The sequence below is a fragment of the Levilactobacillus mulengensis genome, assembly GCF_003946045.1.
GTDB classification, from domain to species: domain Bacteria; phylum Bacillota; class Bacilli; order Lactobacillales; family Lactobacillaceae; genus Levilactobacillus; species Levilactobacillus mulengensis.
On sequence record NZ_RHNW01000006.1, the window covers coordinates 26,987 to 43,340 of the forward strand.

Sequence of the window (16,354 nt, forward strand, 5' to 3'; positions counted from 1 at the left end):
GGTCACTCAGACTAGCGCTGCGATTTCGTGACCGATTATCTCCCCCAATCAACCACCCACACAACTGACCATCATCCGAACCCTCTACTCCGACAAATACCCCCGTACCCGATGACTTATCGCCTAAAATAATCGTGCTTTAACTTAACTCCCCCTTAGCGTGTGGTATCATAGTAGATATGCCATTAATGTTTTAATGGACGGCCTGTTTAACCGGCCACAACTAATTTTAGAACGAACTTATTTAGAAATGGGTGAAACTATGTCGGCGTCTACTGAAGCCATGCTTATTAAAATTGTCTTTGCCGTGGGAGCCCTGGTGGTTTTGGGTGGTTTGGTCGGCTTATTAGTCGCCCGAAACAAGCGCCAGCCACTGCGACCAACCATGTCCGTTATCCTCTGTGGGGCCGGACTGGCCGTGATTGCCCTGCTCCTGAACAATCTGTTGTTTCTGAGCTACGATCACGTGCAATTAAAAAAGAATCAATACTACGAGGTCACCAGCCTGACCGCCAACATGAAACAGTCGTTGGCCAGCAGCCGCACGGCCAATCAACCGGTCAGTCCGCAATCCAAGAAGGCCAGCAAGAACGTGACCTACCTGGTTAAAAATTTAAAGCAATCCGCCTCTGCGAAAAAGGCAGCCCAAAGTGCCCAGCAACAATTGGTTCACACCAAGCGGCCTGATTTAAAATTGGTTCACCGCCAGTACCGGATTATTTTGCAGCACTACTTTGACAGCACGGGGATCACGGCGGAACAGGCCAATCGTTTGACCGCCCACGCCTACCACCAAGCCACCAGCTACGGCAAATAGTCAGCTGCTTCGCCTGCCTGATACTTATTCTACGAGTCAGGTCACGTAAACATTCTGCCCACACGGCATCTATTTTTGACCACCCTCTCGGCTCCTATCGTCTTAGTCCGTAGCCATGTAGCTTTCTCTGGCCACTAACCTATTTTCCAACATAACTTTTAGCTGAATGCCCTCACCTAACGTGGTGAACGCATTCAGCTTTTTTAATTCAGTCTAATTTCATAAGTAACAATTATTGATTTTTGTTACCACATGCGGTACACTCACCTTAATCACAAATCGAAAATCTGTTACTAAACCAAACGGGGGACCTGCTCATCATGACTTCATACATTGACACACCAACGAAAACACTCGTCACACCGGAAAATAAAACCTTTGCGTACCGTGTAATCGGCACACCTGCCACCGTCCCAGTCATTGGCTTGATTCACCTGTCAGGTAATCTCGACAACTGGGATCCGACCGTCGTGGATGGCCTGGCCCAAGAGCATCAACTGATTCTCCCCGACTATCAAGGTGTCGGCGGTTCCGGCGGTAAAGCTGCCCAGTCCATCCAAGGCATGGCCCAGGAGATTCGCGAATTTATCCACGCGCTGGGCCTCAAACAAGTCGACCTGTTTGGCTTTTCAATGGGTGGTTTCGTGGCGCAAGAAGTCATCAACCAGGAACCGACCCTGATTCGGCGGGCTCTGCTAACGGGAACTGGCCCTCGTGGCGGCCAAGGCATTGGCGATGTGACCAAGATTTCTGACCGTTCCCTGGTCAAAGCCATTTTCACCTTCAAGGATGTGAAAACCTACCTCTTCTTCACCCGGACGGCCAACGGCAAGCAACAAGCTGCCAAGTTCTTAACCCGCATCAAGGCCCGGCAAACCAACCGTGACCGTTCAATCGGCTGGAGCGCCTACCGAACCCAACTGAAGGCCATCAACAAATGGAGTACGGAGTCAGCTATCGATTTCTCCCAGCTGGACTTGCCGGTACTGGTTGCGAACGGTGATCACGATGCCATGGTCCCCACTAAGCCAAACAGCTACAACCTGGCCAAAGCCTTCAAAAATAGCGAGCTCGTCATCTACCCAGACGCAGGCCACGCCGGTGTCTTTCAATTCAACGATGAATTTGTCAAAAAGGCCAACGACTTTCTACGTTAGTCAATTGCTTAGCTACCAAATCAATGATCAAAATTTCAATCAAACGAAAAAGCTGAATGCCCTCAACCATAATTGGCGAGTGCATTCAGCTTTATTTATTTCATTTTAAAATTCACAGCCAGTTAACCTGACCACTTCGGCAAAACCCGCACAAATCTAGTCGCCCCAGCTACCGCAAAAGAACCGCCAGCTGGCGGGTTAAACCCGCGTCAGCCGCAGGGCTGGGGAAAACTGGGCCCAGCTAGGTCGTTGTTAGTGACCAGAGGCAGATCAAAGTGACCGGCTGTGTCGGTGGTCTTGGCTGGCGTTCTTTGCCAGCCTAGCCCACGGGGCGACTTTTGAGACCGCTCTTCGGCTCAAAATCGAGGTGGAAGCCCGCCTTTTGGCTGTAACCGACCCCATAGCCGGGCACTTTGAATCTGCCGCCGGGAACGGAAACGACCAGACCCAGTTTTCAACAGCCCGGAGACGCGGACAACGACAGGTTTAGCTCGCCAAAGCTAGACGTTCTTTTCGATTTGTTGAACGACGTAGTTGACGATTTTCAGGGAACTGAGCCCATCATCAATCGCACAGAAACGCCGGTAGAAGTCCATAAACTTCTGATTACCGCTCATGTCCGGCGTCTTCAGTTTGTCGGAAACCAAGTCCAACAACTGATGCTCGTTGTGGGCAATTTCACCCGGCAAGTCCTTTTCGTAATCGAGGTAGAAGCCCCGCAGTTCGTCCTTGTACATGTGGTAATCGTACGGGTAGAACAGGATTGGCCGCTTGAGGTAAGCGAAGTCAAAGAAGACGGACGAGTAATCGGTGATCAGCATATCTGAGATCAGGTACAGCTCGGAAATATCTGGGTGGTTGGAGAGGTCAAAGACGACACCCTCGTAGCCACTGATATCCAGGGCATTGGAAATCAAATAGTGCATCCGCAGAACCAGAACGGCATCCTGGCCGAATCGCTTGCGGAAGTCATCCAGGGAGAATGGCAGCTCGAAGGTGTACTTCCCCTTCTCAGCGAACTGGTTGTCCCGGTAAGTTGGCGCGTAGAGCACGACCTTCTTATCGAGCGGAATCCCCAGCCGTTCCTTCAGCGCAGTCACGTCTTCAGGCGTACTGTTGATCAGTTCATCATTTCGCGGATAACCGACCTTTAAGATCTGATTGTTAAACCCAAAGGCTGACCGGAAGATCCGCGTCGAGTAATCGTTAGGTGAAACCAACGCATCCCAGCGGTTGGCTTCACGAACGAAGTTGGCGTGGTACTTGGCCGTCGTTGTGCCGGGCATGGAGACATTTTCAATGTCCAGGCCCAACTTCTTCAACGGCGTCCCATGCCAGGTTTGGATGTAGGTCACGTAGTTTGGCTTGCGCACCCAGGATGGGAACCGCGCGTTACTAATCCAGAAGCTGGCCTTTTCTAGCGTCCGTACCCACTTGGACGTCCGCCGAATGACAAATGGAATGTCATTTTCCTTACAGAACTTCTTCTGTTCCCGGTCGATCGACCAGACAAAGTTGAAACCAGGATAGAGTTGGACGAACAGCCGGTAAATGGCGTATGGCGAGTCACTGACCTGCCGCCCACCAAAACTTTCGAAGATGATGGTTGGTTGCTCAAATGCCCGGTGACCGCGCTTGAATAACCGGCGCATGTATGCCAAATTGACCTTGTCCATTAACATGGAGAACAACTTGGTGACACCACCGACTTTGCTAGAGGCATTCGCCACGCGTTGTGGCAGCGTTGGTGCGGCCATTTCCCGCACCCGAATTCCGTTGTCAAAGCGCTTTTCAACGACGACCAAGCGATGCCCTGGCGTCACCGCCTGGGTCACTTGCCCAGCTAACGACTTGGCCAATACGACCCGTTGTTCCAGGTCCTGACCAGCCACCGTTGAGCGGATAAACAGCTGTTGCTTGGTGTCTTTGACCAAGTCCGACAGCGGAATCGACGCCGTGAAGAGCCCATGTAGGCTCATGTGCGCGATTGGCCATTCCGCAGAACTATCCTGTTGCTCATTCTTTAAGACCAGGCGTTGGTTCTCGATGGGTTGCCCGTTGATGCGGCTTTGCCCGATAACCTGTAACTGGTCATCCTGCAAGTTAATCGCGCTAATCGTGAATTCAGTCTCCGCCTGTTGGGTGTGCATGTTAAACAGCGCCATCCCCTCGGCATCACTATTCACTTGGTAATAACTGGTCAGGGTAAATTGGTGCCGGTCACTCAGGTATTCACTTTCGACCTGGACCAAGCCCCGCGTATTCTGCTGGCGAATGTTTAAATACAGTTCCCAGCTAAATTCACTCTGGCCTTCTGCCGCAAACTGCAGCGCATTGGCATCCACCCGAATCTGCACGACCTCGGCGCTGACTACCTTGCTGATGGGCACGGTGATCGACGCCTGGGTGTTCTTCTCCAAGAAGGTTACCGCCAGATCATCGAAGGGTTCCGGCACGTCGATCAATTCAAGTTCCAGTTCTTGTAAATTCTTTTTATGATGTAATCCAGATAAAATCGCACGCACGATGGAAAAACTCCTTAGTAATTAAAAATCAGCTGGTTCGGCATCTGTGGGGATAACTCGGCGTTAACGGCCAAGTCCACGTATAGCTGGGTGTCCGGTGTCAACAGGTGACTCAACACGGCTTGATAAAAGGTATACAAATTATCAAAGCGCCGGTAGTTGGAGTACGCCAGAACCCCATAATAGGTTTCGGTGGTCGACACGATTGAGGTGTGGTCAATCGTTGCGGCCTCGGCCTTACTCCGTTGTCGCTTGGTCATGTTGGCCGTCGCCGCGTTTTGCTTAGCATCCGCAAATTCCGTGGCTAACATTGCTGACGAATTGCTCAGGTTAAAGACCTGATCGACCGGCCGTTCATGCCGGACAAACCGCAGGACAGCTTCTCCCTTGGCGTTTAAGATGTAACTGGTCTGGGCAACCTCATCGGCAATCTTTTCGATGCCCACAACGTTCCCGTCCAATCCATAAGTATCGATTTGTTTCAATTGGTCTGCTTGATATTGCCGCAAGACCATTGGCGTTTCGTCGTTCAATTGGCGTAATTCCGCCACTAAATGACCCGCGTCTAAGTAGCGTTTCACTTGTTCTTCATTGTCAGCAAAGAGTCGTTCGTCAAAGTCCGTCAGTACCGGCTCGTTGCGTTCCCCACTGGTCAGCTTCAACCCTTGTTCATCCTGATACAGGTCGGCCAACGTGATTAAATTCACGTTTTGCACATCGGGGTTCTTTTGAGCCAAGCGATTCAGGTAGTCCCGGACCTGCCAAGTCGCTTCAAAATCAACTAGCGCGACCAAGACACTGACCGGCACCCCTTTCCGCACGGCCTGTAACAACTGCTGTGAGAAGTTTGGTTTGTGCATCCCGTTTAAGGACGTCACTAGAAAAATAATCTGTTGCATTCGTTTGCCTCCGTCTACGCTCTCTAAGAAAAAATCCCTAGTCAACGACTAAGGATTATCACCAACACTACTCTTTTTCCTGCCAGTCTTTTTCGTCTGAAAGGCCTAAGTCGTGCTTAATTTTAGTCGTGGAGATGCCTTCCGTCCGTGGTAAGTAAATAACTTCACAGTAGTCCTTCAAGAAGTCAAACTTCCCCTTCCAGTCGTCACCCATGACGAAGATATCGATGTCATTTTCTTGAACGTCGCGAATCTTTTGGTCCCAAGTGGTTTCAGGAATCACGTGGTCCACGTACTTAATGGCTTCCAAGATGTACTTACGGTCTTCGTATGACGTGTAAGCCCGCTTGCCCTTTTCGGCGTTAAATTCGTCGGAAGACACGCAAACCGTTAAGTCATCGCCTAAGGCCGCAGCCCGCTTCAATAACCGAATGTGACCCTTGTGCAACAGATCAAACGTTCCGTACGTAATTACTTTTTTCATGTAGATTCTCCTACTTTATCTGGTTAATTTCCCTCGATAGTCCCTGAGGGGGTCGCTAAAAAATTCCAATAACAATCTAAATAGTAGCATATTCAGCGGTGACGTCAACTTCAAACCGCAAACGTTACACTTTTCTTGAGAAATTTTGCCCCGCTAAAGGGCTTTGCGCTCGGAATGCTCCAGGCGCCAAATACTGTAAAGATACTGAACAATCGTCTTAACCACGGCATAGAATGGGATAGCTAAAATCATACCCAACAGCCCGGCAATATTTCCCGCGGCCAACAAAATAATGATGATGGTCAACGGATGAATTTGCAAACTCTTGCCAATAATGTTGGGGTAAACCAGGTTGCCATCGATCTGTTGGACAACGACCACCACGATGATCACGTAGATCACCAGGCTGGTGCTACTGGTAAATGCCACGATCAACGCTGGTAAAATCCCAATGTACGGGCCCACGTAAGGAATCAAGTTGCACAGGCCCGCGAACAATCCCAACAACAGCGCATATTTTTCACCCACGAAGAAGTACCCAATGGCCGTGAAGCTCCCGACGAAGACACATTCAATAATCTGACCACCCACGTAGCGGGCAATCGTCGTGTTCATCCGGCTCAGCAGCTCCGCGGTCTGGTCGCCGTGCTTGGTTGGCAGCCACTTGCGAATGGCCGGCATCAGCTTGTCGCCATCCTTAAGCATGTAGAACAGCATGACAGGCACTGTAACGGCTGTTACGGTCACCGTGGTCACTGTCCCAATAATGGCACCAATTCCGCTGGTAAGGCCGCTCATGAAGCTCTGAGCGTATTTGGAGAGGGCCGACTGTAGTTGACTCAGATATTTTGAGAAATCGATGTTCTTAAACGCCGGCTGGTCAATCACCTTGCGCAGAACCCCCTCGGTCGACTTGGCAAAGTCAGGGATATTGCTCACCAGCGTGGTCACCTGCGTCACCAGCCGCGGAATCAGCCACATGCCACCCGCAACTAGAATCAGGACCAGGAGTAAGAACACCAAGGCCACAGCCCCGGTCCGGTTAATGTGAAATTTCTTCCAACGGACTTTTTCCAAAATTTTGACCAACGGGTTCAGTAAGTAAAACAGAATTCCCGATAAGAGTAGTGGTGCAAAGATGGTTGAGAGAAAAATGCCAATTGGTGAAAACAAAAAACTAATCTGCGTGCAGACCCAAATCAGTGCCGCCACAATCAACAGTTCTAGTGACCAAAACATGATTTTTGAATTCGCGACCCATTTCATCCCGGTTGCCCCTTCCTGGTTTAAACTAGTGTTCTTGCAGTGCCTCCGGGCTGGTGAAAATGGCCTTCGTCGCGTCCGTTCCCGGCGGTGAGCTCAAGCGGCCCTGCTGTGGGTCCGGTTCCAGCCTGTAAAGCGGGCTTCCACCTCAACTTTGCGCCTAAGGACCGGTCGCAAAGGTTGTCCCGTGGACTAGGCTGGGAAAATGCCCCAGCCAAGGCCACCAACACAGCTGGTCGGCTTGGCTCACCTCTGGTCACTGCCACGACTGGCCCATTTTCACCAGCCCTGCGGCTCACACTAGTTTAAACCGCAATGATTATGTACTTTTTGTTTTTGTTGTTACTGTTTATGTCTAACCGTCGATGACTCTGACCATGTGCAGTCAATTAATTGATAAAACAGCGTCGGAACCAAACACCGTGTTACATTCCTTTGCTATGCTCACTGATACAATTGTATTCGTTTAACACAAATTTAGCCTACGGACTAGAAACACAATATCCTGAACCCATTCGGATACGGGGCTAAACCCATGCCAGCCGGAGGGTCGGTGTAAATAGGCTCAGCCGTGGGAGTTCTCTTAGCGGTTTACCGCTTAGAGGACTGCTATCTTTGAGACGTGCTCTTCGACTCAAAGTAAGTCCGGAGACCGCCCTTCGGCTCCGGGCGGCGCCCACAGCGTTCCGGCCTATTTTCACCGACCCGGAGGCGAAACCAACGCGCAATTCGCCCCGTATCCCAATTTAGAAAAAAGGAGCGAGCCACGAATGGACTTGCTCCTGGTGGTACGGAAGACAACTCTTACTAATCATTCGAGCGCCGCAGCAGCTCCTGATACCGTTGATACCAGAGATCGACATAGGCTTGGGAAAAGGGGCCCTTGTGATGATTAATCCAATCGACCAAGGTCAACACGTTGGCCTTTAAAATGCGATCGGTCTCTTCGCCGTAATGCCACCGTTGGCTGAAATCTTCATACTCGTCAACGTCGAGCAGGCGTTTTTCACCATCCGGAAAGACCTTCACGTCGAGATCATAATCAATGTATTTGAGCGCTTCTTTATCCATCACATACGGGGACGCCAAATTGCAGTAATACGACACCCCGTTGTCCCGAATCATCGCAACAATGTTGAACCAGTAATGCTTGTGAAAATAAACGATTGCGGGCTCTCGTGTCACCCACCGCCGCCCATCGTCTTCAGTGACCAACGTATGGTCGTTGACGCCAATGAGGGCGTTTTCGCTTGTTTTGAGTACCATAGTGTCGCGCCAAGTTCGATGCAAACTTCCGTCGTGCTTGTAGCTTTTGATCGTAATGAAGTCGCCTTCCTTAGGTCCTCTAGCTTCGCGCGTCATGTATAAACCCTACTTTCCAAAAGTAACGGGTAACTATAAAAATTCACTCAACATTATACCAGATTTGGCGCTCTTTGAATAGGTTCAGACCGATTATGCACGACAAAACCTGTGGAATGGCACCTGCCCCCAGTAAAATTAACTTAATCAACTGCATCACCTCCGGGGTGGTGAAAATGGGCCGGGACGCGGTATTGGCCGTTCCCGGCGGCGGGCTCAAGGTTCCCTGCTATGGGGCCGGTTCCAGCCAAAAGGCGGGCTTCCACCTCGACTTTGAGCCAAAAATCGGTCTCAAAGGTCGTCCCATGGACTAGGCTGGAAAAGAACTCCAGCCAAGACCATCGACACAGCTGGTAACCTTGGCCCGCCTCTGGTCACTGACATTGTCCTAACCAACCCATTTTTACCAGCCCTGCGGCTGACACTTGTTTCTCCCGGCCACACTCTGCTCTCATCAGTTGTGTCATGTGAACACCAATTACAGTAACCATTTTCTACTCACCGACACAGATTTTCCTTTCTTCGCCAACTCACCTCGACCCCTGCCGCCAACCATCCCCTCACCCAACAATGCTATACTAATGCCAATCAGAAACTCGCACCACCCAATTTATTAAACGAGGTGAACACTTTTGGCTCAAGCTCCCCTTAGTACCTTTGAACCCATGATTCCACAAGTCGCCGAACTGTTGGCCGAGGATACCAAGCAACGCCACATCGCGGACATGCGTAAGCTTCTCGCCGCTGGCTACAAATCCAAGCGGGCTTACGGCAGTCGGCCTAAAGCTTAACGGTTGCCGACCCAACGTCAAAGGAGCTGACGCCCACTTCTGGGCAGTCAGGTCCTTTGACGTTGCGTTCAGTTAGTGATTCAATTGGCCCGCCTCTAAGAGGTTCCAAATCTGAATAGCTGGCGTCTGGGACAGTTGGTTCGCCCGGTAGTAATTACTCAGGAGAATCACGCCGTCCTCGCCGTCCTTGCTGACGAGGGCCGTCGCCTCGTACCCGTAGGCCAGGCCGTGGACCCGGATGTACCCGGGGTAAACGTAGGCGCCCCCGCCGTACATCGAGGCCGTCCCCGGTGCCAGCAAGACGTTGACGTCACTGGCTGGGTACAGCTTACCCAGTAACATGTTCCGCTCACCAACGAAGAGGTCGTGGGCCGACATGTAGACCTGGCCCGTCCCAAATTGATAGAACATCGATGCCCGGGATTCGGGGTATTTGGCGTCGTAGTTGGTATCAACGTCCGCCTGGTTATTGTTTTGATACCCCTGAGAAAAGGCTCGGCGGTGGGCCATCTTAAACACAAAACCCGTGTGCTTCAGGTTCCACGGTTCAATGATATTTTCCGTGAAGTATTGACGGTAACTTTCCCCACTGACCTGCTGGATAATTCCCGCCAGCAACATAAAGTTGACCGGTGAATAGTTCCACTTGCCAATATCTCGCGGCTGACTAATGATATTGGACAAAATAAATTTGATCATGCCATTTTCCGAATTCAAGGTATCCGGAAAGGCCTCCAGTGTCAGCCCGCTCTTCATATCCAGCATGTCCCGCAACGTGATGCGCTTGGACCCCTTGATCTGCGGGTAGTATTTGGACAGCGGATCCGTCAGTGAGAGTTTCTGGGCCGCGGCTAATTTCATGATCAGACCGGCCGTAAACGACTTCTGCACGGATGCCAGCTGGTACACGCTGTTGACGCCGTTCTTTTTCTGCTCGCCGGCATCCGCGTAGCCCATCCCCTGCTGGTAGATGACCTTGTCCCCGTGCATGACCAGTGCGGTCCCCACGAACCGGTTGGCCCGTAAAATGGCATCGATTTCTCGGGAGGCCGCTGTTTGCTTGGGTGCCGTCTTTTTCTTGGCCGGCTTCTTTGGTTGCGGCTTGGGCTTCGGCTTAACCACCGAAGAGCTACTGCTAACGGCTGCGGGCTGCGGATGCGTCTCCGCCAGCCCGTTGAACCACCACGCGAGGCCACCCCCGATTCCCAAAACCATGCCAAATGCCACCAAGGCCCCTAAAGTCTTCTTGTGCATCTCAACATCCCCTTACTCCTAGTGCTTGGTTGTTGCCTAAAAACTACTCGGCCGATTCCCCTAAATCAGCCAGCCACTGACTAATGTCGTCGAGCTGAAATCCCTTGCGATACAGGACCTGTTTCGTTTTATACTTGCGTTCCGATGGGCTGAGCGTCCGGTAACGGTGCCAGACCTTTTCACCCTGTTTGACCAACAACTCGTGCTGCTGGTCGACGTCTGGTGTTAGGTCCAGCGATTCCAGCATTTGCCCAATCTCATCGTTGTTAAAGCCGCGGCTCATCAGCCCCTGGCGAATCTTCTGTTGCTGGGTGCCAAAGGCCTGGCGGTGATACCGTTTCGCCAGCTTCTGGGCCACGGCCGTCCCCACGGTCAAGCGGTCCTCTGGTGTGTATAGGAGCAACGCATCGTCGATCAGCTTCTCGCCGACTCCTTTTTGCCGTAAATGCTGGCGAATCACGCGGGGACCCTTGTCACCCGTGTGCATCATGGTTCGCACGTAGCTCGCCGCGTAATGGGCATCGTCTAGTAAATGCAACTCGCGTAATTTTTTAAACGTCGCGTCAATCGTGGGTTCCGGAATCTCTAAGGTGACCAGCTTGTCGTGCACTTCTTTTTCCGTGCGCAGCTGATTCGACAGATAATCCAGCGCCCGGTTGTAGGCCTTGGACACGTTATCGGCATCCACCAGCTGAGATTTTAATTGCTGGTCAACTTCCATGCCCTTGAATAGGCGAAAATCGATCAGCACGCCTTCACTCACCGGAAACGCGTAAGCGCCGTCAATGTAAATATTATACCGGCCACTACGTTTTTGGGCCTCAATCATGGTAATGACGGCCATTAACCCTCACATCCTTTTCTCAATTTCAGAAACATTTTGCTGTTCTTGGCATTATTTTACCAGTTCACCGGGGGGTGTGGGAAGCAGAGCGACAGATTTGTTAGTCAATCATCTTTTCGCGGCAATCACGGTTGGCCGCCACAACGATTCCTAGTCACCATCGCAGTGACCTGCTATAATTGGGACAACTTGCTGGCGGTCCCAACCGATTGACCAGTCGATCTAAAAATAAGGAGTGAGCGCTTTGGTAACAGCACAAGTGGTCTTTGCCACCATCACCGGCAATAACGAAGACGTTGCGGACATCGTCACGGAAAAAATGGAAGACCTGGGATGTCAGGTCACCGAGACAGAGATTTCACAAACGGACGCTGCCGAATTTGAAAACGTCGACATCTGTGTGGTCTGTGCCTATACCTACGACGAGGGCTCCCTCCCCGACGAAGGCATGGACTTCTACGAGGACCTCCAAGCCATCGACCTGACCGATAAAATTTACGGCGTGGCCGGTTCCGGCGATACCTTCTATGGCGAATACTACAACACCACGGTGGATCACTTTGACGCCACCTTCCAGAAGACTGGCGCCATTCGCGGTGCAGCTCCCGTTAAAATTAACTTGGCACCGGATCAGGCCGCTATCGACCAACTCGACGCCATGGCCCAACAGCTCGTGGACACCTACCACGCTAAACACAGCTAACTTTTTCGTTCCCGGCGGCGGGCTCAAGGCGCCCTGCTGTGGGGCCGGTTCCAGCCTAAGGAACGGGCTTCCACCTCAACTTTGAGCCTGAGAATCGGTCTCAAAGGTTGTCCCATGCTCTAAGCTGAGAAAAAATCACTCAGCTAAGACCATCGACACAGCTGGTCACCTTGGTCCGCCTCTGGTCACTGACGTTTGTGGTCTTTAGGCGGCTTTGGTGGCTATCCACGAATTGCTGGTCTTTGTTTTACTTTCTATCCGTATTTGATTCTATGTCTCACAATTATATTAATACGCACAAATAAAGCCTCCCACCGACAAACTTGTTGGTAGGAGGCTCTTTGCTTATTTCTCTTTGTTTTTTAAATGATATTTTCGATACCTTAACAGGTTGGGGATGGCCAACGCCTTTTGTTCCTCGATAGCCCCCACGATTAACTCCTGGATGGCCGCGTTCAACACGGCCCCAAACATCAGGATCAATCCGGTGAAGTCTAACCAGAACATTAAGAAAATGAACGTTCCAATTGTTTTGTAGCTATCAATATTGTGGACGAAGTATTTCACATAGATGGAGAACGCCTGCGAGAGGAGTAACCAACCCACCGTGGCGACCAGAGCCCCGGGCCACACGAACCGCCATTTTAACTTAGCGTTGGGCACGAAGTAAAAGAGAATCATCAACACGACGAAGACCACGAAAAACGTAAAGGGCCATTTCAACGCGTTAACGTACGCCAGGATTGCCCGTGGCAGGTGAAGTAACGGTGTCAGCTTTTCCAACACGATTTGCCCGAAACTAAAGAAGATCATGAGGGCAAACAGAAAGGCAATCAGCACGACCATCCAGAAAAATGCTACGACCCGATTGACGAACGCGTTTTGATTCTTCGCGACGCCATAGGCCCGGTTGACGGTTCGTTGGAACGCCGCAACCGCCCGGGAGGATGACCAGATGGACACGATAACCCCGATGGACAGCACGCCCCCGCTCCGATTATTCAGGAACGAATGGATAATGGGCTCCAGCATGTCAAAAATGCTTTCGGGCACCATCGGCTCAATGCTATCCAGCACCGTCGATGTTTGAATATTTAAATAAGGTAGAATACTGGCTAGCACCAGCAGGGCTGGGAATAGCGACAGCAACGTATAATAGGCCAAAACGACGGCGGAATCGGACACGTTGGCCATCGTGTAGTGCTTCATGATGGTTCCGTAAACGTGCTTGAGTTGCGCGCCCCGTTTGCGCCACTGAATGGTCAAGGTGTTCGAACCTCCTTTTTCTAGAAGATGGGTTGGTTGGTATCCTTCGTTCCCGGCGGCGGGCTCAAGGAGTCCTGCTGTGGGGCCGGTTCCAGCCAAAGAGCGGGCTTCCACCTCAACTTTGAGCCTGGGGTGCGGTCTCAAAGGTTGTCCCATGCTCTAAGCTGAGAAAAATCACTCAGCTAAGACCATCGACACAGCTGGTCACCTTGGCCCGCCTCTGGTCACTGACACTGACCAAACCATCTTCTATTTGTGTCTCGAATTGTTTTCTGTTGGTAATCTATTTATCGTCAACTTGATTGTCCACAAAATCAATCACTATACCCAATCGTAACTTGTCCCAGTAATTGTGACTGCGACTTATCAGTTTACCAATTCTCCAACTATCTCGCAATAGCCTATTGGTCCCATTCTAGCTAAAGATCATCGCCACTAGAATGAGCCGTAATCCTCGGCGAACTTCAACGTGCCAATCATCTTTTCCAGCGTCTTACGGCTGAAGCGCACGCGCTTGGCCTGACGGAACGATTCGATGAACGTGGCTAAATCGTCGTAATTGGCGACCGCCGTACAGTTATACGCGTCGTGGGCGTTCAGCTTGGTCTTATTCCCCACGACCAGCGAATTGGTCCGGTCGTAACGATCGTAGTAATTATAATAGACTAACGGCTTCACAAAGTCGATGATCCGGTCATTTTTGTTCTCCAATTGCTTGTGCATCGTAATTTCACTATTAATGTAGCGCACTAACAATTTCGACGAGAGTTCGGCCTGCGTGGCGGGGTTACTGATGCCCGTGTGTAGCGTGATTGAACGTTGCCCACGACCCTCTTGTTCCAGGCTCATGGTGTAGCCCTGCGTCAGCGATTCGTTTTCTTCCGATAAATTTGGTAAGAAGAATCGGTCCAAGCGGTTAGTCAGCGCTGCAGCGGTATCCTGGTCCTTCTCGCGGTTCTTGAGATTGACCGCCGAGAAGTCGTCCAGACTAGACGAAAAGATTTCTTCGGAGAGGTCATGGAAAATCATCCCCCGCCAATACTTGCTTTCCACGTTGATGACACCAAACGAGGTCACTAGTAAATTATCAATTTGCATGACCCGCCAGGAATCACCCTCGTTCATTTCCTGAGTCACGGGATTCTTGACCTTGTTGGCAAAGTGCACGTTGCGCAAGATTTTATAATCAAAACGTTCGTTGTGCTTCTTCGCGGCCTGATGAATATCCCGCATAATTTCTGACAACTGTTCCGTGGTCTTGATTTCGGCCCGGTCATAAGCCGTCTCAGCCATTTGCATTTCCTCCATTGATGGTCGTTTCGATTGCGGCCAAAATTCTTTCTGACGCGTGACCATCGCCGTATGGGTTCTTGGCCTGCGCCATTTGATCGTACGCCGCCTGGTCAGATAGCAAGTTTTCCATCGCTGCCGTGACCTTAGCTGGATCGGTGCCGACCAACTTCAACGTTCCGTTCGTGACCCCTTCCGGCCGTTCCGTGGTGTCCCGCAAAACTAGAACCGGCTTGTTCAATGAGGGGGCTTCTTCCTGCACGCCACCGGAGTCCGTCATGATAAAGTAGCTCCGCGCCGCCATGTTATGGAAATCCACGACGTCCAGGGGATCAATCAGATGAATCCGATCCATGCCGCCCAGCTCTTCGTGAGCCGCCGCCTGAACCACCGGGCTCAAATGGACCGGATAAACGACTTCCACGTCCGGATGGGCTTCAACGACCCGCCGCACGGCTTTGAAGACGGCATGCATGGGTGCACCCTGATTTTCCCGCCGGTGCATCGTCAGCAAGATCATCCGATGATCCGGGGCAACCTGAGTCAGGACATCATGCTGGTAATTAGCATCAACCGTCTGCTTGAGCGCATCGATGGCCGTGTTGCCGGTCACATAAATGTGGTCGTCCGGATGGGCCTGCTTTAACAGGTTCTGTCGGGATAATTCCGTGGGGGCAAAGTACAGGTCACTTAAAATATCCGTCAGTTGCCGGTTCATTTCCTCGGGGTACGGGGAGTACTTGTCCCAGGTCCGCAAGCCGGCCTCCACGTGGCCCAGTAGCGTCTGGTGATAAAAGGCACTCACACTGGCAGCGAAGGTCGTGGTCGTGTCCCCGTGGACCAGCACGATATCTGGCTGGGCCTCGGTCATGACATGATCCAAATGGGTCAAGACCCGCGTGGTGATGTCACTGAGCGTTTGCTTGGGCTTCATGATATTTAAATCATAATCAGGTTTAATTTTAAAAATTTCAAGCACTTGATCCAGCATTTCCCGGTGTTGAGCCGTGACCACGGTAATCGGTGTAAATTCTGCCGGCCGTTGCTGCATCGCTAAAATAATTGGGGCCATCTTAATGGCTTCTGGACGGGTACCAAACACCGTCATAACTTTAATCGGTTTTGTCACAAACATTTCCCTCCAAAGTGGTGTTGATTAGGTCAATTATAGCAGAAGCGTGTCGGGCATGTTATTAATTCCGGTTTTTCCTCCCAAATGCTACACTGAGCGAGAACTGGTTCCGCCTGCGACCGTCAGCCACTTCCGTCTGTGGGGAACGTCCGAAGCCAAAGGGCGGTCTTCGCACTCGCCTTTCAACCTCACCCAACCCGTGAGTTTAAAAGGACGTCCCGTCCTGTAAGGCTGGAAGCCCACCGGTCTAACAGGACCGTCACAGATTTCCGCGGCTGACTGTCTCCGAATCCACCAGTTCTCGCTCACTTCTCTGTCTTTTTCATTTCTGTCTGGCAGTCCTTGACTTACCGGACCGGAACGCTTGGGCGGCCGTCCGAAGCCAAAGAGCGGTCTTCGAACTTGCTTTGAACCTCAAAAAACGAGTTTCAAAGACACCAGTTCTCTAAGCAACCCAGCCCGTTGCTAAGAGAACTCCCACGGCTGAGTCCATTTTTCCCGCCCTCACGGCTGACTGTAGAGCCAGTTCTCACTCACCGCTCACGTCTGTCTCTACTCCTCACCCTC

The 16,354-nt window shown here is 51.4% G+C and carries 14 protein-coding genes; 4 read left to right on the forward strand and 10 right to left on the reverse strand.

What is annotated here, in order from left to right; translation table 11 throughout:
- Positions 1-283 precede the first annotated feature (283 nt).
- A complete protein-coding gene (locus EKM84_RS07035; protein ID WP_225418168.1) occupies positions 284-817 on the forward strand; it encodes a hypothetical protein in 534 nt (177 codons plus the stop codon).
- 320 nt (positions 818-1,137) lie between these two features.
- On the forward strand, positions 1,138-1,974 hold the full coding sequence (locus EKM84_RS07040) for an alpha/beta fold hydrolase (RefSeq protein WP_164511351.1): 837 nt from the start codon (positions 1,138-1,140) through the stop codon (positions 1,972-1,974).
- A 500-nt stretch (positions 1,975-2,474) separates the two neighbouring features.
- On the opposite strand, the gene EKM84_RS07045 is transcribed toward EKM84_RS07040, so the two are convergent.
- The 5 genes from EKM84_RS07045 to ntdP form a co-directional block, all read right to left on the reverse strand.
- Positions 2,475-4,499, reverse strand: a complete 2,025-nt coding sequence (locus EKM84_RS07045) for a CDP-glycerol glycerophosphotransferase family protein (RefSeq protein WP_125765078.1) — start codon at positions 4,497-4,499, stop codon at positions 2,475-2,477.
- A gap of 14 nt (positions 4,500-4,513) precedes the next feature.
- Complete coding sequence (locus EKM84_RS07050) at positions 4,514-5,398, reverse strand: hypothetical protein (protein ID WP_125765079.1); 885 nt, start codon at positions 5,396-5,398, stop codon at positions 4,514-4,516.
- Positions 5,399-5,465: 67 nt separating this feature from the next.
- The gene (gene tagD / locus EKM84_RS07055; RefSeq protein WP_125765080.1) at positions 5,466-5,882 is read right to left on the reverse strand and encodes a glycerol-3-phosphate cytidylyltransferase; all 417 of its coding nucleotides are present in this window, start codon (positions 5,880-5,882) and stop codon (positions 5,466-5,468) included.
- 153 nt (positions 5,883-6,035) lie between these two features.
- Positions 6,036-7,148, reverse strand: coding sequence for an AI-2E family transporter (locus EKM84_RS07060; protein WP_125765081.1), 1,113 nt, complete (start codon positions 7,146-7,148; stop codon positions 6,036-6,038).
- Between the two features lie 804 nt (positions 7,149-7,952).
- Positions 7,953-8,507, reverse strand: a complete 555-nt coding sequence (gene ntdP / locus EKM84_RS07065; RefSeq protein WP_125765082.1) for a nucleoside tri-diphosphate phosphatase — start codon at positions 8,505-8,507, stop codon at positions 7,953-7,955.
- 632 nt (positions 8,508-9,139) lie between these two features.
- Between ntdP and EKM84_RS14190 the strand changes: the two genes are divergently transcribed.
- Entirely contained in the window at positions 9,140-9,298 is a 159-nt protein-coding gene (locus tag EKM84_RS14190) for a hypothetical protein (protein ID WP_164511352.1), read from the forward strand.
- A gap of 72 nt (positions 9,299-9,370) precedes the next feature.
- Here the strand turns inward: EKM84_RS14190 and EKM84_RS07075 are convergent, their stop codons facing one another.
- Both EKM84_RS07075 and recX read right to left on the reverse strand, forming a co-directional pair.
- The gene (locus EKM84_RS07075) at positions 9,371-10,552 is read right to left on the reverse strand and encodes a serine hydrolase domain-containing protein (protein ID WP_125765084.1); all 1,182 of its coding nucleotides are present in this window, start codon (positions 10,550-10,552) and stop codon (positions 9,371-9,373) included.
- A 43-nt stretch (positions 10,553-10,595) separates the two neighbouring features.
- Entirely contained in the window at positions 10,596-11,396 is an 801-nt protein-coding gene (recX, locus tag EKM84_RS07080) for a recombination regulator RecX (RefSeq protein ID WP_125765085.1), read from the reverse strand.
- A 244-nt stretch (positions 11,397-11,640) separates the two neighbouring features.
- Between recX and EKM84_RS07085 the strand changes: the two genes are divergently transcribed.
- Positions 11,641-12,099, forward strand: a complete 459-nt coding sequence (locus EKM84_RS07085; RefSeq protein WP_125765086.1) for a flavodoxin — start codon at positions 11,641-11,643, stop codon at positions 12,097-12,099.
- A 345-nt stretch (positions 12,100-12,444) separates the two neighbouring features.
- Here EKM84_RS07085 and EKM84_RS07090 read toward each other — a convergent pair whose 3' ends face one another.
- From EKM84_RS07090 to wecB, 3 genes are all read right to left on the reverse strand, one after another.
- Positions 12,445-13,365, reverse strand: coding sequence for a YihY/virulence factor BrkB family protein (locus tag EKM84_RS07090; protein ID WP_125765087.1), 921 nt, complete (start codon positions 13,363-13,365; stop codon positions 12,445-12,447).
- A 435-nt stretch (positions 13,366-13,800) separates the two neighbouring features.
- Entirely contained in the window at positions 13,801-14,658 is an 858-nt protein-coding gene (locus tag EKM84_RS07095) for a nuclease-related domain-containing protein (protein ID WP_125765088.1), read from the reverse strand.
- Positions 14,651-15,784 carry a non-hydrolyzing UDP-N-acetylglucosamine 2-epimerase gene (wecB, locus tag EKM84_RS07100; protein WP_125765089.1) on the reverse strand — a complete coding sequence of 378 codons (1,134 nt, stop codon included), beginning with the start codon at positions 15,782-15,784 and terminating at the stop codon, positions 14,651-14,653. Before wecB ends, EKM84_RS07095 begins: the two co-directional genes overlap by 8 nt.
- Between the last annotated feature and the right edge of the window lie 570 nt (positions 15,785-16,354).